Raw genomic sequence first — 21,190 nt, 5'->3', positions numbered from 1 at the left:
GTGATTGATAAAACCGCTTTTGTTCATCCTACCGCCATTGTAGAAGAAGGCGCCGTCATTGGTGCTAACGTTCACATTGGTCCGTTTTGTATTGTTGGCGCTAACGTCGAAATTGGCGAAGGCACCGTACTGAAGTCTCATGTCGTCGTTAACGGCCATACCAAAATCGGCCGTGACAATGAGATCTATCAGTTCGCTTCCATCGGCGAAGTTAACCAGGATCTGAAATATGCTGGCGAACCGACCCGGGTGGAAATTGGCGATCGCAACCGCATCCGCGAAAGCGTCACCATTCATCGCGGCACAGTACAGGGCGGTGGATTAACAAAGGTGGGCAACGATAACCTGCTGATGATCAACGCCCATGTGGCGCACGATTGTACGCTTGGCGATCGCTGCATTCTGGCCAATAACGCAACCTTGGCCGGTCACGTATCTCTGGATGATTTCGTCATCATCGGCGGCATGACCGCAGTACACCAGTTCTGCATCATCGGCGCACACGTCATGGTAGGCGGATGCTCCGGCGTGGCGCAGGATGTTCCGCCGTTCGTGATTGCCCAGGGTAACCACGCGACGCCGTTTGGCGTCAACATCGAAGGGCTGAAACGCCGCGGCTTTAGCCGTGAGGCGATTACCGCGATTCGTAACGCGTATAAACTGCTGTACCGCAGCGGCAAAACGCTGGACGAAGCCAAACCGGAAATCGCCGAACTGGCGACTCAGCATCCTGAAGTTCAGCCGTTTGTTGATTTCTTTGCCCGTTCCACTCGCGGCTTGATTCGTTAATGGCTGAACCGCGTCCCCTGACGATTGCCCTGGTCGCCGGAGAAACCTCCGGCGATATTCTTGGTGCAGGCCTCATCCGGGCTCTCAAAGCGCGCATCCCTGACGCGCGCTTTGTCGGCGTGGCGGGGCCGCTGATGCAGGCGGAAGGGTGCGAAGCCTGGTACGAAATGGAAGAGCTGGCGGTGATGGGCATTGTTGAGGTGCTCGGTCGCTTACGCCGTCTCCTGCATATTCGCGCCGATCTTACCCGCCGCTTTGGCGAGCTGCGCCCCGATGTCTTCGTCGGCATCGACGCCCCTGACTTCAATATTACCCTCGAAGAGAATCTGAAAAAGCAGGGCATCAAAACGATTCACTACGTCAGCCCGTCGGTCTGGGCCTGGCGACAAAAACGCGTTTTCAAAATCGGCAGAGCGACCGACCTGGTGCTGGCTTTTCTGCCTTTCGAAAAAGCGTTTTATGACAAATTTAACGTCCCCTGCCGCTTTATCGGCCATACCATGGCGGATGCGATGCCGCTGGATCCTGACAAAGGCGCTGCGCGCGACCGGTTAGGGATCCCGCACAATGTGCGCTGTCTGGCGCTGCTGCCCGGCAGCCGCGGCGCGGAAGTCGAAATGCTCAGCGCGGACTTTCTGAAAACCGCGCAGTTGTTACGCGTCACCTATCCCGATTTGCAGGTGGTAGTGCCGCTGGTCAATGCCAAACGGCGGGAGCAGTTTGAGCGAATCAAAGCTGAGACGGCGCCGGATATGATCGTGCATATGCTGGACGGTCAGGCGCGCGATGCGATGATCGCCAGCGACGCCGCGCTGCTGGCCTCCGGGACGGCGGCGCTGGAGTGCATGCTGGCGAAGTGCCCGATGGTGGTTGGCTACCGCATGAAGCCGTTCACCTTCTGGCTGGCAAAGCGTCTGGTGAAAACCGACTACGTCTCCTTGCCGAATCTGCTGGCCGGTCGCGAGCTGGTCAAAGAGCTACTGCAGGATGAGTGCGAGCCGCAGGCGCTGGCCGCCGCCCTGCAGCCGCTGCTGGCCGATGGCAAAACCAGCCACGAGATGCATGAGACGTTCCGCGCGCTGCATCAGCAGATCCGCTGCAACGCCGATGAGCAGGCCGCGGACGCCGTACTGGAGTTAGCAAAACAATGATGGAGTTCGTCTATCCGCATACCCATCTGGTTGCCGGCGTTGATGAAGTTGGCCGCGGGCCGCTAGTTGGCGCGGTCGTGACCGCGGCGGTGATCCTCGATCCGGCGAAGCCGATTGTGGGTTTGAATGATTCCAAAAAACTCAGCGAAAAGCGTCGCCTGGCGCTGTGCGATGAGATTAAAGAGAAAGCGCTGTGCTGGAGCCTGGGGCGTGCCGAGCCGCACGAAATCGACGAGCTGAATATTCTGCATGCCACTATGCTGGCGATGCAGCGCGCCGTCGCCGGCCTGAGCATTGTTCCTGAGTTTGTCCTGATCGATGGCAACCGCTGTCCGTCGCTGCCGATGCCCTCTCTGGCGGTGGTGAAAGGCGACAGCCGGGTGGCAGAAATCAGCGCAGCGTCTATTCTGGCAAAAGTCACTCGTGACGCCGAAATGGCCACGCTGGACCTCGCATTTCCCCACTACGGATTTGCCCAGCATAAAGGCTATCCCACCGCTGTTCACCTGCAGAAGCTGCAGGAACACGGCGCAACAGAGCATCACCGGCGCAGTTTTGGCCCGGTGAAGCGTGCCCTGGGCCTGGCGTCCAACTAAGTCACCGGGATCTAAAGATGGCTGAACCACGTTTCGTACACCTGCGGGTGCACAGCGACTATTCCATGATCGATGGGCTGGCAAAGACCGGGCCGCTGGTCAAGAAGGCGGCCTCGCTTGGCATGCCGGCGCTGGCGATCACCGATTTCACCAACCTGTGCGGGCTGGTGAAGTTCTACGGGACGGGACACGGCGCGGGTATTAAGCCGATTGTCGGCGCCGATTTTCACGTGCAGTGCGACCTGCTCGGCGATGAGTTTACCGAGCTGACCGTGCTGGCGGCGAACAACACCGGTTACCAGAACCTGACGCTGCTCATTTCCCGCGCCTATCAGCGCGGCTACGGCGCGCTGGGGCCGTGGATTGACCGCGACTGGCTGGTGGAACACCAGGAAGGGCTGATTCTGCTTTCCGGCGGCCGTAAAGGCGACGTCGGCGTTAGCCTGATCCGCGGCAATATGCCGTTAGTGGAACAGTGCGTCGCGTTCTATGAAGAGCATTTCCCGGACCGTTATTTTCTTGAGCTGATCCGCACCGGTCGTCAGGATGAAGAGGCCTATCTCCACGCCGCCGTGGCGCTGGCGGAAGCACGCGGCCTGCCGGTGGTGGCGACCAACGATGTCCGCTTCCTCGACACCAGCGATTTCGACGCCCATGAAATCCGCGTCGCGATCCACGACGGCTTTACGCTCGACGACCCGAAACGGCCGCGCAACTACTCGCCGCAGCAATATATGCGCAGTGAGGAGGAGATGTGCGAGCTGTTCGCCGATATCCCGGAAGCGCTGGAGAACAGCGTCGAGATCGCCAAACGCTGCAACGTCACCGTGCGGCTTGGCGAATATTTCCTGCCGCAGTTCCCGACCGGCGATATGACCACGGAGGATTTCCTGGTCATGAAATCGAAAGAGGGTCTGGAAGAGCGGCTGGAATTTCTCTTCCCGGATCCTGCCGTCCGTGCTGAAAAGCGCCCGGAGTATGACCAGCGTCTGGATATTGAACTCCAGGTGATCAACCAGATGGGGTTCCCGGGCTACTTCCTGATCGTTATGGAGTTTATCCAGTGGTCGAAGGATAACGGCGTGCCGGTTGGCCCGGGCCGCGGTTCCGGCGCCGGCTCGCTGGTGGCCTACGCGCTGAAGATCACCGATCTTGATCCGCTGGAATTCGACCTGCTGTTCGAACGTTTCCTTAACCCGGAACGTGTCTCGATGCCCGACTTCGACGTCGATTTCTGCATGGAGAAACGCGATCAGGTTATTGAGCACGTGGCGGACATGTATGGCCGCGATGCGGTATCGCAGATCATCACCTTCGGTACCATGGCGGCGAAAGCGGTCATCCGCGATGTGGGCCGCGTGCTGGGTCACCCGTACGGCTTTGTCGACCGTATCTCCAAGCTGGTGCCGCCCGATCCGGGTATGACGCTGGCGAAAGCGTTTGAAGCCGAACCGCAGCTGCCGGAAATCTATGAGGCGGACGAAGAAGTTAAAGCGCTGATCGACATGGCGCGTAAGCTGGAAGGGGTGACGCGAAACGCCGGTAAACACGCCGGTGGGGTGGTTATCGCTCCCACTAAAATTACTGACTTTGCGCCGCTGTATTGCGATGAGCAGGGGCTGCATCCGGTTACCCAGTTTGACAAAAACGACGTGGAATACGCCGGGCTGGTAAAATTCGACTTCCTCGGTCTGCGTACGCTCACTATCATTAACTGGGCGCTGGAGATGATCAACAAGCGGCGGGCGAAAAACGGCGAAGGGCCGTTGGATATCGCCGCTATCCCGTTGGATGACAAGAAAAGCTTCGACATGCTGCAGCGCTCGGAAACCACCGCGGTCTTCCAGCTTGAATCGCGCGGCATGAAAGATCTGATTAAGCGTCTGCAGCCTGACTGCTTCGAAGATATGATCGCGCTGGTGGCCCTGTTCCGCCCGGGTCCGCTGCAGTCGGGGATGGTAGATAACTTTATCGACCGTAAGCACGGCCGCGAAGAGATTTCCTACCCGGACGTGCAGTGGCAGCATGAGAGCCTGAAACCGGTGCTGGAGCCGACCTACGGCATTATCCTGTATCAGGAACAGGTCATGCAGATTGCCCAGGTGCTCTCCGGTTATACCCTCGGCGGCGCGGATATGCTGCGCCGTGCGATGGGTAAGAAAAAACCGGAGGAGATGGCCAAGCAGCGTTCTATCTTTGAAGATGGGGCGAAGAAAAACGGCGTTGACGGCGAACTGGCGATGAAAATCTTCGACCTGGTGGAGAAATTCGCCGGTTACGGATTTAACAAGTCGCACTCCGCCGCCTACGCGCTGGTCTCCTACCAGACGCTGTGGCTTAAGGCGCACTATCCGGCTGAGTTTATGGCGGCGGTAATGACCGCCGATATGGACAACACCGAGAAGGTCGTTGGCCTGGTGGACGAGTGCTGGCGCATGGGGCTGAAAATTTTGCCCCCGGATATTAACTCCGGCCTGTACCATTTCCACGTTAACGACGACGGCGAGATTGTCTACGGCATCGGCGCCATCAAAGGCGTTGGCGAAGGGCCGATCGAAGCGATCATTGAGGCGCGCAACAATGGCGGTTATTTCCGCGAGCTGTTCGACCTCTGCGCGCGGACCGATATTAAAAAGCTCAACCGCCGGGTGCTGGAAAAACTGATTATGTCCGGGGCGTTCGATCGTCTCGGTCCGCATCGCGCGGCGCTGATGAACTCGCTGGGCGATGCGTTGAAAGCCGCCGACCAGCACGCGAAAGCGGAGGCTATTGGCCAGGCCGATATGTTCGGCGTACTGGCGGAAGAGCCTGAACAAATAGAACAGTCCTACGCCAGCTGCCAGCCATGGCCTGAGCAGGTGGTGCTGGATGGTGAAAGGGAAACCCTGGGGCTATACCTGACCGGGCACCCGATTAACCAGTACCTGAAAGAGATTGAGCGCTACGTCGGCGGCGTGCGGCTCAAAGACATGCATCCGACCGATCGTGGTAAAGTGACCACGGCGGCGGGGCTGGTGATTGCGGCGCGGGTAATGGTCACCAAGCGCGGCAATCGTATCGGCATCTGTACCCTGGATGACCGTTCCGGGCGTCTGGAGGTGATGTTGTTCACCGACGCGCTGGATAAATATCAGCAGTTGCTGGAAAAAGACCGCATACTTATCGTCAGCGGACAGGTCAGCTTTGATGACTTTAGCGGGGGGCTTAAAATGACCGCCCGCGAAGTCATGGACATTGACGAAGCCCGGGAAAAATATGCTCGCGGGCTTGCTATCTCGCTGACGGACAGGCAAATTGATGACCAGCTTTTAAACCGACTCCGTCAGTCTCTGGAACCCCACCGTTCGGGAACCATTCCAGTGCACCTCTACTATCAGAGGGCGGATGCACGCGCGCGGTTGCGTTTCGGCGCAACATGGCGCGTCTCTCCGAGCGATCGTTTACTTAACGATCTGCGTGGCCTTATCGGCTCGGAGCAGGTGGAACTGGAGTTTGACTAATACAGGAATACTATGAGTCTGAATTTCCTAGATTTTGAACAGCCGATTGCAGAGCTGGAAGCGAAAATCGATTCCCTGACTGCGGTAAGCCGTCAGGATGAGAAACTGGATATTAACATCGACGAAGAAGTGCATCGTCTGCGCGAGAAAAGCGTAGAGCTGACACGCAAAATCTTCGCCGATCTCGGTGCATGGCAGGTTGCGCAACTGGCGCGCCACCCGCGCCGTCCTTATACCCTGGATTATGTCCGCCTGGCGTTCGACGAATTTGACGAACTGGCCGGTGACCGCGCCTACGCTGACGATAAAGCGATTGTCGGCGGTATCGCGCGTCTTGATGGTCGTCCGGTGATGATCATCGGCCACCAGAAAGGTCGCGAAACCAAAGAGAAGATCCGTCGCAACTTTGGTATGCCGGCCCCGGAAGGCTACCGCAAAGCGCTGCGCCTGATGGAAATGGCCGAGCGGTTTAAAATGCCGATCATCACCTTCATCGACACCCCTGGCGCCTACCCGGGCGTCGGCGCGGAAGAGCGCGGCCAGTCGGAAGCGATTGCCCGCAACCTGCGTGAGATGTCGCGTCTGAGCGTGCCGGTTATCTGCACCGTGATCGGCGAAGGCGGCTCCGGCGGCGCGCTGGCGATTGGCGTGGGCGACAAGGTCAATATGCTGCAGTACAGCACCTATTCGGTGATTTCGCCGGAAGGCTGCGCGTCCATTCTGTGGAAAAGCGCGGATAAAGCACCGCTGGCCGCGGAAGCGATGGGTATCGTCGCACCGCGTCTGAAAGAGCTGAAGCTGATTGATTCTATCGTTCAGGAACCGTTGGGCGGCGCGCACCGCAACCCGGAAGCAATGGCAGCGAGCCTGAAAGCGCAGCTGCTGGCAGACCTGGCCGATCTCGATCTGCTCAGCGAAGAAGAGCTGCTGAACCGCCGCTATCAGCGTCTGATGAGCTACGGTTACGCCTAAGTTTTCCGCTAGCGAAAAACACTAAGGGCCGGATTTTCCGGCCCTTTTTTTGTGTGCGATGCGCCCAGGGGATTGCTATGATGCTTGACTTAGGTGAATACCAGGAGGAAAGCGTGAATATTATCGCCATCATGGGGCCTCACGGCGTCTACCACAAAGACGAGCCGATCAAAGAACTGGAAGCGGCGCTGCAGCGCCAGGGCTTCCAGACCATCTGGCCGCAAAACAGCGCCGACCTGCTGCAGTTTATTGAGCACAACCCGCGCATCTGCGGGGTGATCTTCGACTGGGATGAATACAGCGTCGATCTGTGCAGCGATATCAATCAGCTCAATGAATATCTGCCCCTGTACGCCTTTATTAATGCCCACTCCACGATGGACGTCAGCAGTCAGGATCTGCGTATGACGCTGTGGTTCTTCGAATATGCGCTGGGACTCTCCGAAGAGATCGCCACCCGCATTGGGCAGTATACCCGCGAGTACCTGGACAATATCACCCCGCCGTTTACCCGCGCGCTGTTTAACTATGTGCAGGAGGGGAAGTATACCTTTTGTACACCGGGCCATATGGGCGGTAGCGCCTATCAGAAAAGCCCGGTGGGCTGCCTGTTCTATGATTTCTTTGGCGGAAATACGCTGAAGGCGGATGTCTCGATTTCGGTCACCGAGCTGGGCTCCCTGCTGGATCATACCGGCCCGCATCTGGAGGCGGAGGAGTATATTGCCCGCGCCTTTGGCGCTGAACAGAGCTACATGGTGACCAATGGCACCTCGACGTCCAACAAAATTGTCGGTATGTACTCGGCGCCCGCCGGCAGCACGCTGCTGATTGACCGTAACTGTCACAAATCACTGGCCCACCTGCTGATGATGAGCGATGTGGTTCCCCTGTGGCTGAAGCCGACCCGCAACGCGTTGGGGATCCTCGGCGGTATCCCCCGACGCGAATTTACCCGCGACAGCATTCAGCAGAAAGTGCGCGACACGGGCGGGGCGCAGTGGCCCGTGCATGCGGTGATCACCAACTCCACCTACGATGGTCTGCTCTATAACACCACCTGGCTTAAGGAGACGCTCGACGTCCCGTCGATCCATTTCGATTCCGCCTGGGTGCCCTATACCCATTTCCATCCGATATATCAGGGGAAAAGCGGCATGAGCGGTGAGCGGATCCCCGGAAAAGTCATCTTCGAGACGCAGTCCACGCATAAGATGCTGGCCGCGCTGTCGCAGGCCTCGCTGATCCACATTAAGGGCAACTATGATGAAGAGACCTTTAATGAAGCCTTTATGATGCATACCTCGACGTCGCCGAGCTATCCCATCGTCGCGTCGATTGAGACCGCGGCGGCGATGCTGCGCGGTAACTCCGGTAAGCGCCTGATCCAGCGCTCCATTGAGCGGGCGCTGGATTTCCGCAAAGAGGTGCAGCGACTGCGCGAGGAGTCGGACGGCTGGTTCTTTGATATCTGGCAGCCGGAAGCGGTGGATAAAGCCGAGTGCTGGCCGGTGGCGCCTGGCGAAGACTGGCACGGTTTCAAAGATGCCGATGCGGATCATATGTATCTCGATCCGGTGAAGGTCACCATTCTGACGCCGGGCATGGACGAGCAGGGGAATATGGATGAAGAGGGGATCCCGGCGGCGCTGGTGGCGAAGTTCCTCGACGAGCGGGGCGTGGTGGTGGAGAAAACGGGCCCCTATAACCTGCTGTTCCTGTTCAGCATCGGTATTGATAAAACCCGGGCGATGGGGCTGCTGCGCGGCCTGACCGAGTTCAAACGCGCCTACGATCTCAATCTGCGGGTGAAAAATATGTTGCCGGATCTGTACGCGGAAGATCCCGACTTCTACCGCAACATGCGGATCCAGGATCTGGCGCAGGGGATCCACCGCTTGATCCGTCAGCACCAGCTGCCGCAGCTGATGCTCAGCGCCTTTGACGTCCTGCCGGAAATGAAAATGACGCCGCATCACGCCTGGCAGCGCCAGATTAAGGGTGAGGTGGAAACCATTGAACTGGAGAACCTGGTCGGCCGGATTTCGGCCAACATGATCCTCCCTTATCCGCCGGGCGTACCGCTGCTGATGCCGGGAGAGATGATCACGGAGGAGAGCCGGGCAGTGCTCGATTTCCTGCTGATGCTCTGCTCCATCGGCCGTCATTACCCGGGGTTTGAGACCGATATTCACGGGGCGAAGCGCGATGAGGACGGCGTGTATCGGGTACGAGTCTTAAAAAATGACGAAAGGCTTGCGCGTTAACGGCGCGCACGAGTAACGTGGCTGGCTTAACAGAAGGAGTTTGACCATGCTGGGTTTGAAACGGGTTCACCATATTGCCATCATTGCGACTGACTACGCCCGCAGTAAAGCGTTCTATTGCGATATTCTGGGGTTTACGCTGCAAAGTGAGTTCTATCGCGCCGAGCGCGACTCCTGGAAGGGCGATCTGGCGCTCAATGGCGAGTACGTGATTGAGCTGTTCTCGTTCCCGTTTCCCCCGGCCCGCCCCAGTCGCCCCGAAGCCTGCGGGCTGCGTCATCTGGCCTTTAGCGTGGATGATATCGACGCCGCGGTAGCGCATCTGACGGCGCATGGCGTCGAGTGCGAAGCGATTCGCGTCGATCCCTTTACCGGCAAACGCTTTACCTTCTTTAGCGATCCGGACGACCTGCCGCTGGAAATATATCAGCAGTAAACCTTGCCAGCGCGACCCTGGCCCGGTAACGTGCCGGGCCATCACTTCTCGGTATGTTCGTGGATATGACGGCTGATATTGCGCATACGCTTCATCCCCATCGCCAGCTGCTGGTGGCCTTCAGCGGCGGTCTGGATTCGACGGTTCTCCTGCACCAGCTGGTGCTGCTGCGGGAACAGGATCCCTCGCTGACGCTGCGGGCGGTGCATGTTCACCACGGCCTGAGCGCCCATGCAGACGACTGGGTGGCGCATTGTCGGCAGATTTGCCTGCAGTGGCAGGTGCCGCTGGTGGTGCATCATGTGACGTTAGCCAGGGGCGGTCTCGGCGTGGAGGCCCATGCCCGTGCGGCGCGCTATCAGGCCTTTCAGGATACGCTCAATGCCGGCGAGGTGTTAGTGACCGCCCAGCACCAGGATGACCAGTGCGAAACGCTGCTGCTGGCGTTAAAACGCGGCAGCGGTCCTACTGGTCTGTCGGCGATGGCGCCATCCTCTGCCTTTGCCGACAGTCGACTACTGCGTCCTCTCCTCAATGAAACCCGCGAATCGCTACGCCAGTGGGCGCTCGCCCATCAGCTGTCGTGGATTGAAGATGAGAGTAATCAGGACGATACCTATGACCGCAACTTTCTGCGCCTGCGGGTGATCCCGGTCCTGCGCGAGCGCTGGCCGCATTTTAGCGAGGCCGTTGCCCGCAGCGCCAGCCTGTGCGCCGAGCAGGAACAACTGCTGGACGAAATGCTGGCGGCGGAGCTGGCGTCGCTGGTGGCCGAAGATGGCTCGCTGGCTATCACGCCGCTGACGTCGATGAGCCCACCCCGTCGCGCGGCGCTGCTGCGTCGCTGGCTCGCCGGGCAGCAGGCGCCGATGCCGGCCCGGGAGGTGCCAGAGCGCCTCTGGCATGAGGTGGCGCTGGCGCGGGAAGATGCCAGCCCTTGTCTGCGGCTCGGGGATTTTACCGTCCGCCGTTTTCAACAGCGTTTGTACTGGGTGAAGTATCTTCCCGGCCAGACGGAAAGTGTCCAGCACTGGCCCGACTGGCGCCAGCCGCTGCGGCTGGCAGACGGTCTCGGCGAGCTGATGCTGCAGCCCGGCGGCAGGCTGCGCCCGCCGTCTGCGGATGAGCCGGTCACTGTCCGCTTTCGCGCCAGCGGCCACCTGCATATCGTCGGACGCCACGGCGGACGTAAGCTGAAGAAGATCTGGCAGGAGCTGGGCGTTCCTCCCTGGCGACGAGACACTACGCCGCTGCTGTTTTACGGCGAAACGCCGATCGCTGCAGCGGACGATCTGTTTGTGACCACCGAAGGTGAAGTGAAGGACGGGGAAGGGGTCAGGCTGTCATGGAGGAAAACGGGCGGTTAAGCCCGTTTTGATTCAGGATTCGCTCACCACCACGGTGCCGATTTCCGGGTGACTGAAGCTGGCGATTTTATCCAGGCGCAGCTCGCGGACGTTGCCGGCGAGTTCGACCACCAGATACTCGATATTTTTACGCGAGATTAGATCGCTGGCCTTTGCCTGCAGCTGTTCGCCATCCTTCAGCGCCAGCGTCAGCACCAGGTGATGCTGGCAAGCCAGTTCCAGGTTGTCGTAATCATCGCAGTTAATGGGTTGATAAGTATCATTCATTGACATAATCGCTCACCAGTAAGTTTGCTGCCGCATAAGCGGCCTTTTCCCTGACTGACTCCGAAAGGGCCTCATCCGCCGCAATCTCATTCAATACTTTCAACACGCAACCCAGCGCATCCGGGATATACCCTAAGTCTCCGCTGGCTATTTCCGCATACCGCTTGCGTATTAACTCACAATAGTGGTCCACATGCCCTCCTGTCAGCGTTCTGACTCAACCGTGGGATGCAAGTTTAAGCCTACGAAGATAAACTCTGTTTAGCAAGGGAACTATATCATAGTCATTTAAGCAATTTCAGCAGGATGAAACAGGTTGCTGCGATTGACGACAGCCTTTTGCCGCCAGTTTCGCTACAATGTCCGCCATTCTTTTCAGGAGTTTATTCATGGCGCTGAAAGCGACAATATATAAAGCTGCGGTAAATGTAGCCGATCTGGATCGCAACCAGTTTCTGGATGCTAACCTGACGCTGGCGCAGCACCCCTCGGAAACCCAGGAGCGCATGATGCTGCGCCTGCTGGCGTGGATCAAATATGCCGATGAACGGCTGCAGTTTACCCGCGGCCTGTCGTCGGACGACGAGCCGGAGCTGTGGCTGCTTAACGATCATCTCGGGGTCGATCTGTGGATCGAACTGGGTCTGCCGGATGAGCGGCGGATTAAGAAAGCCTGCTCACGGGCGCAGGCGGTGGCGCTGTTTGCCTATAATAGCCGGGCCGCTGAAATCTGGTGGCAGCAGAATCAGAACAAGCTTGCGGCGTACCCGAAGTTAACCATCTGGTATCTTGATGACGCGCAACTGGCGCAGCTTAGCGCCTTTGCCGACCGTACCATGACACTGCAGGCCACTCTGCAGGACGGTAGTATCTGGTTATCCGATGCTCGGAATAATCTGGAAATTCATTTGACGTCCTGGCAAGCACCGGCATGATTACCATTAGCCGCAGCGTGACCCTTGCCGATAACGAGGTCACGCTGGAAGGTATTCGTGCCCAGGGGGCCGGGGGCCAGCATGTGAACAAAGCGTCGACGGCAATCCATCTGCGCTTTGATATTAAAGCTTCAAGCCTGCCGGAGTTTTACAAAGAGCGCCTGCTCGCCGCCAGGCACCACTTAATTTCTGCTGACGGTGTGGTTATCATTAAGGCTCAGGAATACCGCAGCCAGGAGATGAACCGCGAAGCGGCGATTGCCCGGCTGGTGGCCCTCATAAAAGAATTAACCGCAGTGCAAAAAAGTCGCCGGGAGACGCGACCGACTCGGGCATCCAAAGAGCGACGCCTTGCTTCCAAGGCACAGAAGTCCTCAGTCAAGGCGCTGCGTGGGAAAGTTCGCCAGTGAAGACGTCGGCGAACGGGTGAAATGGATGATAAGGAAAGCAAAGTGAAGAAAATCGTATTCTCCGTGATAGCGGCCTGCTCGCTGTTCGCGCTGTTTGGTTGTAACCATCGCGCCGAGACTGACACCGTACAGCCAGCGGCGATGGAAGAGCTCAAACCGATGCAGCAAAGCTGGCGTGGGGTGCTGCCTTGCGCGGATTGTGAAGGTATCGACACCTCGCTGTTCCTGGAAAAAGACGGTACCTGGGTGATGAACGAGCACTACCAGGGCGCTCGTCGTGAACCGTCATCTTTTGCCTCTTATGGCACCTGGGCTCGCACAGCGGATAAACTGGTGCTGACCGACAGCAAAGGCGAGAAATCATATTTTCGCGCGAAGGGCGACAAGCTGGAGATGCTTGACCGCAACGGGAGCCCCGTTCAGTCTCCTCTCAATTATACCCTGGAGCCGGTGAAGGCCAGCCTGCCGACCACCCCGATGGCGATGCGCGGCATGTATTTCTATATGGCCGATGCGGCAACCTTTACCGATTGCGCGACCGGTAAACGCGTCGCGGTGGCGAACAATGCCCAGCTTGAGCGGGATTATGCCGCTGCCCGCGGCAATGATTCACGACCGGTGCTGCTGGTGGTGGAGGGGCACTTTACCCTCGAGGCGAACCCGGACACCGGCGAAATGATGAAGACGCTGATGACGGACCAGGCCGGCAAATTTATTCCCGGTAAAGACTGTAGCCATTGATTGTCAGGCCCCTGCCCGGGAAACGGGCAGGGGATGATCCCACACAGTACCCCCTACTTGCTCCTGCTATTCGCCCTGTCATATACAGAGTGAGCGTGGGTCTGGCTGGCGGAAAAGCGCAAATCTGTTCTTTACTCCGCATCGTCCTTCGGTTTATTCAGCCCCACCAGCTTGCCGGCCTGAAGATAAACGCCTGGTTTCAGATGCCCAACATACTGTAGCTGCGTTTCGGGTTTAAACGTGGCGACGTCTCCTTCCCGCATGTGCAGCAGATCGGAAGGACTGATCCACGCAGCCTGCGCCAGGGTCAGCGGATGCCCGGCTCTGACGAAGGCCTCGCTGACAAACTCCGAGCAAAACCACGCTTTCTTGTCGGCGCTTGCCGCATCGCCCAGTTGCGCTTTGGCCAGGCCGCTCACGCACTGCTGACGAAAGTTACGCGAGAAAGGGTTGAGCGAGCAGAGCGGTTTGGTGACCATATAAGGGATAAACTGAATAATGCCGCGATAGTTATACCCGCTGTCTTTGACCTGCCAGGCAAAATTTTTCATCGCCGTTGCCTGGTCCGGCGTCAGGTCGGGCACCCTGAGGGCAAAGAGTTTATCGCTATGCGCCAGCGCCTGCTGAACAGAAATCACCTGTACGCCAGCGCCGGTGGCTTCCGCGATCTGACCCTCGCCAAGATACAGTGCGACGTGGCTAACGGAAGAGGCGCTGAAGGCGCGGATCCCAAGCGAAGTGATACCCAGGCTGGACGAGAAGAGCAGGTCGCCGGAACGGAGATCGCTTTCGTCAATTTCGTGGAGCCCGCTGCCGGCAATCGAGCTTTGACGCTGGAGAGTGACAGCCCATGGCGGGGAGCGGCCCTCGGTAGCGGATGCGGAAGCGGCGCTGCGGCCGACGTCTATGGTGCAGGCGGTAAGCAGCAGCAGGGCGGAAGTAAGCAGTCCGCTGCTGAGGATAGGTGCAGTCATGGGTACTTTCCTTGTAAAAAAAAGGCCCTGACATCCGTTCAGGGCCCTGAGGTGGTTGCTTAGCCTTTTATCGCTTTAACCAGATATTCCACGATATCACCGGTTTTAATCAGCTGCTTCTCACCATTGCGACGATACTTGTATTCGATATCATCGTTATCGAGGTTCCGATCGCCCAGCACGATGGTGTGCGGAATACCGATCAGCTCCATATCGGCGAACATCACGCCCGGACGCTCTTTACGGTCGTCCATCAGCACATCGATGCCGTGCGCACGCAGCTCGGCGTACAGCTTCTCGGCCAGCTCCTGCACGCGATAGGACTTGTGCATATTCATCGGCAGAATCGCCACCTGGAACGGCGCGATGGCGTCTGGCCAGATAATCCCGCGATCGTCGAAGTTCTGCTCGATAGCGGCGGCCACCACGCGGGTCACCCCAATACCGTAGCAGCCCATGGTCAGGATCTGGTTACGGCCATCTTCGCCCTGAACTGCGGCATTCATCGCCTGAGAGTACTTTGTACCCAGCTGGAAGATATGACCCACTTCGATACCGCGCTTGATAAGCAGAGTACCTTTGCCGTCCGGGCTCGGATCGCCGGCAACGACGTTACGAATATCGGCGACTTCGGGCGTGGCAACGTCACGATCCCAGTTGATGCCGAAGTAGTGTTTGCCATCGATGTTAGCGCCAGCGGCGAAATCGCTCATCACCGCGACGGTACGGTCGATAACCACCGGGATCGGCAGGTTCACCGGACCCAGGGAGCCCGGACCCGCTTTCACCAGAGCGCGGATCTCTTCTTCGGTGGCGAAGGTCAGCGGGCTGGCGACCTGCGGCAGTTTTTCCGCTTTCACTTCGTTCAGCTCGTGATCGCCGCGCACCAGCAGGGCAATCAGCGGGGAGGCGCTACCTTCAACCGCTTTCACCAGCAGGGTCTTCACGGTTTTTTCGATCGGCAGATCGAACTGCTCAACCAGCTCGGCGATGGTTTTGGCGTTCGGCGTATCAACCAGGGTCATCTCCTGGGTGGCGGCTGCGCGCGGCTCTTTTGGCGCAACGGCTTCCGCAAACTCGATGTTTGCCGCGTAGTCGGAGCTGTCGGAGAAGATCACATCGTCTTCGCCGCTCTGCGCCAGCACCTGGAATTCATGAGAGGCGCTGCCGCCGATAGAACCGGTGTCAGCCTGTACCGCACGGAAATCCAGCCCCATACGACTGAAGATTTTGCTGTAAGCGGTATACATCGCGTCGTAGGTTTCCTGCAGCGATTCCTGAGAGGTATGGAAAGAGTAAGCATCTTTCATCAGGAATTCACGGGAGCGCATCACGCCGAAACGCGGGCGCACTTCGTCGCGGAATTTGGTCTGGATCTGATAGAAGTTCAGCGGCAACTGCTTATAGGAGTTCAGCTCGTTGCGGATCAGATCGGTAATGACCTCTTCGTGGGTTGGACCGAGGACAAACGGGCGATCGCCACGATCGGCAATGCGCAGCAGCTCCGGGCCATACTGCTCCCAGCGACCGCTCTCCTGCCACAGTTCAGAGGGCTGAACGACCGGCATTAACACCTCGATCGCACCGGCATTATTCATTTCTTCACGCACGATGTTTTCGACTTTTTTCAGGACGCGCACGCCGGTCGGCAGCCAGGTGTATAACCCGGAGGCCAGCTTGCGGATCATCCCGGCGCGCAGCATCAGCTGGTGGCTGATTACCTCGGCGTCGGCAGGTGTCTCCTTCAGAGTGGAGAGCAGATATTGGCTAGTACGCATGTTGTAACGGTTCCAGTTAAACGAGCGGAACAGGCTGGTTGCCCAGCCTGAAACAAAAAAAGTGGTTTAGTTTACCAGTGTGGCAAAGATGCCAAAAGAGAGGAAAAATAAAATTAGCGCGCTTCGAGGGCAAAGACTTCAAAACCAGAGGCAATCACCCGCCAGCGGACGTTGAAATCCAGCAACCAGACGGCATAATTTTTTCCTGCTTCTTCCTCTTTACGGTAGGCCGGGCGCGGATCCTGCGCCAATACTTCGCGGATAAACGCTTTGATATGCGGGTAGCGTTTTTCCAGGGTCAGTAACTGTGCTTCTGTTTCCGGTGTAAAACTGACGTTCATACCCGCCAGCGGCGCCTGTTGCGCATAGCTGGCGCAGGCATCCGGCAGGGCTTCGGCGAAAGGAAGATACGGTTTGATATCAACCACCGGCGTCCCGTCGACGAGATCGAGGCTACCGAGTTCCAGGATCACCTGATCCTTCTGACAGCGAATGCCTTTCAGCTCAACCAGCGACATGCCGATGGGGTTGGGGCGAAACGTCGAACGGGTGGCGAAGACGCCCATCCGCGCATTGCCTCCCAGTCGGGGAGGGCGCACCGTCGGACGCCAACCGCCTTCCATGGTCTGATGAAACACAAACAGGATCCACAGATGGCTGAAGTTTTCCAGGCCTCGCACGGCGTCGGCCTGGTTGTAGGGCGCAACCAGATGCAATTCTCCGCCGCCGTGTTTCACCAGACCAGGCTGGCGAGGAACGGCAAATTTCTCTTTATACGGCGAGCGGATAACGCCTATCTGCGCGAACTGGAATGCACTCATTGTGCCGAAACGTTAAGCGCCGAGCCCAGACAAACCGCCTGACGGTAGCAGCCTGGCGTGCCGCTGGTCACTTCGCAGCGGTGAAGCAGGACGGCATTGGCTTTCATGCGTGCCGCATTCACCTGCAGACGCTTGCGGGCGGTTGGGATGTTCGGCGGAGAATCCTGATTTGAGGCCTGGCATGACTCACCAGTCACTTCACCCAGATCGCGGAACGGTTTTCCCACCAGCTCTGACGCATCGGTATAAATACGTACCGGCGCCGGACGGGTTGCGCGTGGTTTGCTCGGCTCAGATTTAACCGGGGGGGTTGCAGTGCTTTGAACAGGTTCAACGGGGGATCTGCTTAGCATGGAACAACCGCTTAACATGAGTGCTAACAAACAGACCGGTAAAGCACGCATAGTATTTCCTCAATGAATAAAAAACAGGGCGTTATTGAATCAGGTGCTTGCATAAATGACAAGACGGGCGTGAAGCCCGTCCTGAATGATATTACGGTGAGAAAAGATTACCAGCCTTTCACTGCGCCGCCGTTAAAGATCTTGTTCGCCGCTTCGTAAACTTCATCGCTCTGGTAAGCCTGAACGAATTTCTTCACATTCTCAGCATCTTTATTGTCTTCACGCGCCACAATCAGGTTCACGTAAGGAGACTCTTTGCCTTCAACAAAGATACCGTCTTTCGCCGGGGTCAGGCCAATCTGGCTGGCGTAAGTGGTGTTGATGACGGCCAGCGCAATCTGTGCGTCGTCCAGCGAACGCGGCAGCTGTGGCGCTTCCAGTTCAACAATTTTCAGGTTTTTCGGGTTCTCGACGATATCCAGCGAGGTCGGCAGCAGGCCCACGCCGTCTTTCAGTTTGATCAGACCCACCTGCTGCAGCAGCAGCAGGGAACGGCCGAGGTTAGTCGGATCGTTCGGGACGGCGATCTGCGAGCCCGGCTGCAGTTCGTCCAGCGATTTGATTTTCTTCGAGTAACCCGCGATCGGATAGACGAAGGTGTTGCCAACGGAGACCAGCTTATAGCCACGGTCTTTAATCTGCTGGTCGAGATACGGTTTATGCTGGAAGGCGTTCACGTCGATATCGCCTTTGCTTAGCGCTTCGTTTGGCAGCACGTAATCGTTGAAGGTCACCAGCTCAACATCGAGACCATACTTCTCTTTTGCCACTTTCTGCGCAACTTCAGCGACCTGCTGTTCCGCCCCGACGATAACGCCGACTTTAATATGATTCGGATCTTTTTCATCCTGACCGCAACCCACCAGCGCCAGAGAACCGATTAACGCGCCAACTGCCGCAAAGGTTTTGAAATTAAAGGCCATGTTATTTCCTTCCTGTAAGAATGAGTGTTGTCTGCCAATAACGTTATTTATGAGTCACAGCCCGGACGATACGATCGCCAGAGAATTGAATTAAATAAACCAGAATAACCAGTAACACCAGTACGGTATTCATCACCGTTGCGTTGTAGCCGATATAACCGTACTGATAACCAATCTGCCCCAGACCACCGGCGCCCACCGCGCCGCCCATGGCGGAGTAGCCTACCAGGGTAATAAGCGTGATGGTGGCGGCGTTGACCAGCCCCGGCAGCGCTTCAGGCAGCAGAACCTTGCGGACGATCTGCAGCGGTGTGGCGCCCATCGCGCGGGAAGCTTCGATGAGCCCGGTCGGGATCTCCAGCAGGGCGTTCTCCACCATGCGGGCGATAAACGGCGCGGCGCCCACCGTCAGCGGAACGATTGCCGCCTGCAGGCCGATCGAGGTGCCGACGATTACGCGGGTAAACGGGATCATCCAGACCAGAAGGATAATGAACGGAATGGAACGGAAAATGTTCACCAGCGCCGACAGAGTACGGTACAGTTTGGCATTGGCGACGATTTGCCCCGGCCGGGTCACATACAGCAGCACGCCCACCGGCAGACCAAGGACAAAACCGAAGAAGCCGGAGACAAAGGTCATTGCCAGCGTTTCCCAAACGCCGCGCAACAGCAGCCACATCATTGCCTCAGACATAACCCAATACCTCTACTTTTACATGATGTTCCTGCAGCCAGGCGATGGCCGCCTGAGTGTCTTCCTGTGTACCGTGCATTTCGGTGAGCATGATGCCGAACTTCACCCCGCCGGCATAATCCATCTGCGCGCTGATAATGTTGTTATTCACATTGAAGCGACGCGCGGTTTCAGAGAGCAGCGGCGCATCGACGGAGTGGCCGGTAAATTCCATACGCAGCATCGGCACGCTATCCGCTGTGGCAGTAGATTTCAGGCGCGCCTGGTAGTCATCCGGAATATCGAGGTGCAGCGTGGACTGAATAAACTGCTGGGCCAGCGGCGTCTTCGGATGGGAGAAGACTTCGCTCACCGTATCCTGCTCGATCAGTTGACCGTTGCTAATGACCGCCACGCAGTCGCAGATGCGTTTCACCACATCCATTTCGTGGGTGATCAGCAGAATGGTCAGTCCCAGACGCCGGTTAATGTCTTTCAGCAGTTCGAGAATGGAACGGGTGGTGGCCGGGTCGAGGGCGCTGGTGGCTTCATCGCACAGCAATACCTTCGGGTTGCTGGCCAGCGCGCGGGCAATAGCGACGCGCTGTTTCTGGCCACCGGATAGATTCGCCGGGTAGCTGTCGTGCTTATCACCCAAGCCGACGAGATCCAGCAACTCGGTGACACGGCGTTTGATTTCAGCCTGCGGGGTGTTATCCAGTTCCAGGGGCAACGCGACGTTGCCGAAAACGGTCCGGGAAGCCAGCAGGTTAAAATGCTGGAAAATCATGCCAATCTGACGGCGCGCGCGGGTTAGCTCTTTTTCCGACAGTGCAGTCAATTCCTGACCGTCAACCTGTACGCTGCCCTCGGTCGGGCGCTCCAGCAGGTTGACGCAGCGAATCAGCGTACTTTTACCGGCGCCGGAGGCACCGATGACGCCATAAATTTGTCCGGCAGGGACATGCAGGCTGACGTTATTCAGCGCCTGAATGCTGCGATTCCCCTGCTGGAACACTTTGGTGATATTGGAAAGTTTAATCATCAGTTATTTATTATCGTTTAGCCGTTTGCCGTGGCATTTTCTTCTGCCGTATCCAGGCGATGCCTGGCAATGAAATGGATGTTAAGGCATCCAGACGTCTAAATCAATCTGACTCTTTATAATGAGCACTTTCTTGCATGCTGAAACATGCGATACTAACGGCACTAGCCTTTTTCAGGAGCAAACCGGTGGCAAAGTCAGTACCCGCAATTTTTCTCGACCGTGACGGCACTATTAATGTCGATCATGGCTACGTCCACGAAATCGACAATTTTGAATTTATCGATGGCGTCATTGACGCGATGCGCGAACTAAAAGAGATGGGCTATGCGCTGGTGCTGGTCACTAACCAGTCCGGTATTGCTCGCGGTAAATTTACCGAAGCCCAGTTTGAAACGCTGACCGAATGGATGGACTGGTCTCTGGCCGATCGTGGCGTCGACCTGGACGGTATCTACTATTGCCCGCATCACCCGCAGGGTGCGGTGGAGGAGTACCGTCAGACCTGTGATTGTCGTAAACCGCATCCGGGGATGCTGATCTCCGCCCGCGATTATCTGCATATCGATATGGCTTCTTCCTATATGGTAGGGGACAAACTGGAAGATATGCAGGCTGCTGCGGCGGCAGATGTCGGTACTAAAGTGCTGGTGCGTACCGGTAAGCCCCTGACTGAAGAAGCGGAAAAAGCGGCTGACTGGGTGCTAAATAGCCTGACAGAGCTGCCTGCGGCGATTAAAAAGCAGCAAAAATAAGCGTTGCGTTTAAAAGATGAGCGGTTGAAATAAAATTGTATTTTTCCGCTTGTCATTCCCGGAGAGCTCCCTATAATGCGCCTCCATCGACACGGCGGATGTGAATCACTTCACACAAACAGCCGGTTCGGTTGAAGAGAAAAATCCTGAAAAACGGGTTGACTCTGAAAGAGGAAAGCGTAATATACGCCACCTCGCGACAGAGCGCTAAAGCGCGTCGCAACTGCTCTTTAACAATTTATCAGACAATCTGTGTGGGCACTCAAAGTGACATGGATTCTTAACGTCCTCGGACGAAAAATGAATACCAAGTCTCTGAGTGAACATGCGTAATTCATTACGAAGTTTAATTCACGAGCATCAAACTTAAATTGAAGAGTTTG

Annotated in this window: 21 protein-coding genes; 12 read left to right on the top strand and 9 right to left on the bottom strand. The window is 57.2% G+C overall.

Translation table 11 applies throughout. The features are described from left to right. The 8 genes from lpxA (at position 1) to tilS (ending at position 11,078) form a co-directional block, all read left to right on the top strand. Entirely contained in the window at positions 1–789 is a 789-nt protein-coding gene (gene lpxA / locus NKJ21_RS13325) for an acyl-ACP--UDP-N-acetylglucosamine O-acyltransferase (RefSeq protein ID WP_008807349.1), read from the top strand. Continuing rightward, the gene (lpxB, locus tag NKJ21_RS13320) at positions 789–1,940 is read left to right on the top strand and encodes a lipid-A-disaccharide synthase (protein WP_110242608.1); all 1,152 of its coding nucleotides are present in this window, start codon (positions 789–791) and stop codon (positions 1,938–1,940) included. The genes lpxA and lpxB overlap by 1 nt, the downstream gene beginning before the upstream one ends. Continuing rightward, positions 1,937–2,536 (top strand): ribonuclease HII, encoded by a 600-nt coding sequence (gene rnhB / locus NKJ21_RS13315; protein ID WP_012542806.1) that lies wholly within the window; start codon positions 1,937–1,939, stop codon positions 2,534–2,536. The genes lpxB and rnhB overlap by 4 nt, the downstream gene beginning before the upstream one ends. A gap of 17 nt (positions 2,537–2,553) precedes the next feature. Next, positions 2,554–6,036: a DNA polymerase III subunit alpha gene (gene dnaE, locus NKJ21_RS13310; RefSeq protein ID WP_008807346.1), complete on the top strand. Its 3,483-nt coding sequence runs from the start codon at positions 2,554–2,556 to the stop codon at positions 6,034–6,036. 12 nt (positions 6,037–6,048) lie between these two features. Further along, complete coding sequence (gene accA, locus NKJ21_RS13305; RefSeq protein WP_008807345.1) at positions 6,049–7,008, top strand: acetyl-CoA carboxylase carboxyl transferase subunit alpha; 960 nt, start codon at positions 6,049–6,051, stop codon at positions 7,006–7,008. A gap of 113 nt (positions 7,009–7,121) precedes the next feature. Continuing rightward, positions 7,122–9,275, top strand: a complete 2,154-nt coding sequence (locus NKJ21_RS13300; protein WP_004204462.1) for a lysine decarboxylase LdcC — start codon at positions 7,122–7,124, stop codon at positions 9,273–9,275. Positions 9,276–9,321: 46 nt separating this feature from the next. After that, complete coding sequence (locus NKJ21_RS13295; protein ID WP_002889387.1) at positions 9,322–9,711, top strand: VOC family protein; 390 nt, start codon at positions 9,322–9,324, stop codon at positions 9,709–9,711. A 53-nt stretch (positions 9,712–9,764) separates the two neighbouring features. Beyond that, positions 9,765–11,078 (top strand): tRNA lysidine(34) synthetase TilS, encoded by a 1,314-nt coding sequence (gene tilS / locus NKJ21_RS13290; protein ID WP_032740443.1) that lies wholly within the window; start codon positions 9,765–9,767, stop codon positions 11,076–11,078. Between the two features lie 12 nt (positions 11,079–11,090). On the opposite strand, the gene rof is transcribed toward tilS, so the two are convergent. Both rof and NKJ21_RS13280 read right to left on the bottom strand, forming a co-directional pair. Beyond that, positions 11,091–11,351 (bottom strand): Rho-binding antiterminator, encoded by a 261-nt coding sequence (gene rof / locus NKJ21_RS13285; RefSeq protein ID WP_002889424.1) that lies wholly within the window; start codon positions 11,349–11,351, stop codon positions 11,091–11,093. After that, a complete protein-coding gene (locus NKJ21_RS13280; protein ID WP_002889429.1) occupies positions 11,338–11,538 on the bottom strand; it encodes a YaeP family protein in 201 nt (66 codons plus the stop codon). The genes rof and NKJ21_RS13280 overlap by 14 nt, the downstream gene beginning before the upstream one ends. Positions 11,539–11,734: 196 nt before the next feature. Between NKJ21_RS13280 and NKJ21_RS13275 the strand changes: the two genes are divergently transcribed. From NKJ21_RS13275 to nlpE, 3 genes are read left to right on the top strand one after another with little or no spacing between them, the layout of a single operon-like run. Next, complete coding sequence (locus NKJ21_RS13275) at positions 11,735–12,280, top strand: YaeQ family protein (RefSeq protein WP_012968902.1); 546 nt, start codon at positions 11,735–11,737, stop codon at positions 12,278–12,280. Then, positions 12,277–12,690 carry an alternative ribosome rescue aminoacyl-tRNA hydrolase ArfB gene (gene arfB / locus NKJ21_RS13270; RefSeq protein ID WP_008807342.1) on the top strand — a complete coding sequence of 138 codons (414 nt, stop codon included), beginning with the start codon at positions 12,277–12,279 and terminating at the stop codon, positions 12,688–12,690. Before NKJ21_RS13275 ends, arfB begins: the two co-directional genes overlap by 4 nt. A 42-nt stretch (positions 12,691–12,732) precedes the next feature. Continuing rightward, the gene (gene nlpE, locus NKJ21_RS13265) at positions 12,733–13,431 is read left to right on the top strand and encodes an envelope stress response activation lipoprotein NlpE (protein ID WP_012542804.1); all 699 of its coding nucleotides are present in this window, start codon (positions 12,733–12,735) and stop codon (positions 13,429–13,431) included. Between the two features lie 131 nt (positions 13,432–13,562). On the opposite strand, the gene NKJ21_RS13260 is transcribed toward nlpE, so the two are convergent. The 7 genes from NKJ21_RS13260 to metN all read right to left on the bottom strand — a co-directional run bounded on the left by NKJ21_RS13260 (position 13,563) and on the right by metN (position 20,052). Further along, positions 13,563–14,405, bottom strand: coding sequence for a YaeF family permuted papain-like enzyme (locus NKJ21_RS13260; protein ID WP_101139707.1), 843 nt, complete (start codon positions 14,403–14,405; stop codon positions 13,563–13,565). A 59-nt stretch (positions 14,406–14,464) separates the two neighbouring features. Next, positions 14,465–16,183 carry a proline--tRNA ligase gene (gene proS, locus NKJ21_RS13255; protein ID WP_012542803.1) on the bottom strand — a complete coding sequence of 573 codons (1,719 nt, stop codon included), beginning with the start codon at positions 16,181–16,183 and terminating at the stop codon, positions 14,465–14,467. Between the two features lie 113 nt (positions 16,184–16,296). Further along, complete coding sequence (gene tsaA, locus NKJ21_RS13250; RefSeq protein WP_064180704.1) at positions 16,297–17,004, bottom strand: tRNA (N6-threonylcarbamoyladenosine(37)-N6)-methyltransferase TrmO; 708 nt, start codon at positions 17,002–17,004, stop codon at positions 16,297–16,299. Beyond that, complete coding sequence (gene rcsF / locus NKJ21_RS13245; protein WP_008807337.1) at positions 17,001–17,408, bottom strand: Rcs stress response system protein RcsF; 408 nt, start codon at positions 17,406–17,408, stop codon at positions 17,001–17,003. Before rcsF ends, tsaA begins: the two co-directional genes overlap by 4 nt. A 107-nt stretch (positions 17,409–17,515) precedes the next feature. Continuing rightward, the gene (gene metQ / locus NKJ21_RS13240) at positions 17,516–18,331 is read right to left on the bottom strand and encodes a methionine ABC transporter substrate-binding lipoprotein MetQ (protein ID WP_008807336.1); all 816 of its coding nucleotides are present in this window, start codon (positions 18,329–18,331) and stop codon (positions 17,516–17,518) included. A 43-nt stretch (positions 18,332–18,374) separates the two neighbouring features. Continuing rightward, positions 18,375–19,028, bottom strand: a complete 654-nt coding sequence (locus NKJ21_RS13235) for a methionine ABC transporter permease MetI (protein ID WP_004204478.1) — start codon at positions 19,026–19,028, stop codon at positions 18,375–18,377. Beyond that, on the bottom strand, positions 19,021–20,052 hold the full coding sequence (gene metN, locus NKJ21_RS13230) for a methionine ABC transporter ATP-binding protein MetN (protein ID WP_023297090.1): 1,032 nt from the start codon (positions 20,050–20,052) through the stop codon (positions 19,021–19,023). The genes NKJ21_RS13235 and metN overlap by 8 nt, the downstream gene beginning before the upstream one ends. A 188-nt stretch (positions 20,053–20,240) precedes the next feature. On the opposite strand from metN, the gene gmhB reads away from it, so the two are divergent. Then, positions 20,241–20,807, top strand: a complete 567-nt coding sequence (gene gmhB / locus NKJ21_RS13225; protein WP_032731650.1) for a D-glycero-beta-D-manno-heptose 1,7-bisphosphate 7-phosphatase — start codon at positions 20,241–20,243, stop codon at positions 20,805–20,807. The last annotated feature ends 383 nt before the right edge of the window (positions 20,808–21,190 follow it).

The organism is Klebsiella sp. SWET4 (assembly GCF_024296565.1).
Classification (GTDB): domain Bacteria; phylum Pseudomonadota; class Gammaproteobacteria; order Enterobacterales; family Enterobacteriaceae; genus Klebsiella; species Klebsiella variicola.
This window is presented reverse-complemented; position numbering and strand designations above follow the sequence as displayed.